The sequence below is a fragment of the Pseudomonas sp. PME37.24/006 genome (assembly GCF_055556635.1).
In genome coordinates this window covers 1-268 of record NZ_JBVHNL010000119.1, presented here as the reverse complement: position 1 = coordinate 268, position 268 = coordinate 1, and the positions used below count along the sequence as shown (strand labels likewise).

Genomic DNA, 268 nt, shown 5'->3' with positions numbered 1-268 from the left:
CCCGATGAGGTCGCGTCGTTCCGGGCGGGGCTCGCGCCCCTCGCGGACGCCGTGCGCGGTGTGCTCGACGCCCCGGCGCCGACGCCCGAAGCGGTGTCGCTCACGCCGCTGCTGCGGACGTGGGGTGTCGCGATGCCCGTCGACGCCGAGATCGACGCCGAGCCGGTCGGCTATGTCCTGTTCGAAGTACAGGTCAGGCCGGAGACCCCGCTGACGCCCAACCGGGCCCGCCTTCATGTCCAGCACATCGCGGTTGCCCCGGGCGCGC

At 74.3% G+C, this 268-nt stretch carries 1 protein-coding gene; it reads left to right on the top strand.

Annotated features, from left to right (window positions below; translation table 11 throughout):
* On the top strand, nt 1–268 hold a 268-nt coding region (locus ACZ3GY_RS24080), incomplete at both ends, for a hypothetical protein (protein ID WP_465912268.1).